The sequence below is a fragment of the Saccharothrix sp. NRRL B-16314 genome (assembly GCF_000716595.1).
Taxonomy (GTDB): Bacteria; Actinomycetota; Actinomycetes; order Mycobacteriales; family Pseudonocardiaceae; genus Actinosynnema.
The window spans coordinates 1-577 of sequence record NZ_JNXC01000102.1 but is presented as its reverse complement, the minus strand read 5'-3'; the positions used below and the strand labels follow the sequence as shown (position 1 = coordinate 577).

Below are 577 nucleotides of genomic sequence, written 5' to 3'. Positions count from 1 at the left end.
CGGTGGTGACGTTCGAGCTCGGCGTCGGGGACGGCCGGAAGGACGAGGCTTTCGCGTTCCTGGACCGGCTGCGGATCATCGACATCTCGAACAACCTGGGCGATGCGAAGTCGATGGTGACGCACCCGGCCACGACCACACACCGGCGTCTCACGCCCGAGGCTCGGGCGGCAGCGGGGATCACCGACGGTACGGTCCGGATCTCGGTGGGGCTGGAAGACGTCGACGACCTGCTGGAGGACCTGGACGGCGCCCTGGGCTGAGCCCGTTGACCGCCGAGAAAAGGTAGCTAGGAGCTCCGGTCCGGGGCGAAAATGAGGTGGGCTGGCCCGCCACTGAGGGATGCGGGTGCGTCATCGACGGCTTCGGTGACGCACCTCGGGTGCCCCGCGCCTCTGCCAGCGTGGCGGTGTCGCGGTGAGCGGGGTGAAGTCGCACGCGATAGTTGCCGGACCGAGGCCGTGGTGCTCGATCTCGGCCTGCCGGACCGGGACACACGAGCGCGACTCGGCGGGGCACAGTGCGAATCAGAACGCCAGGGCCCGCCGGAACTCAGTCGCGCAGCACGACATCCAGC

General features: G+C 69.3%; 1 protein-coding gene. It reads left to right on the top strand.

Features of this window, described 5'->3' with window-relative positions; translation table 11 throughout:
• The coding region (locus OQ02_RS39215; RefSeq protein WP_197043720.1) for a PLP-dependent transferase at positions 1-263 on the top strand (263 nt) is incomplete at its 5' end.
• Positions 264-577 lie beyond the last annotated feature (314 nt).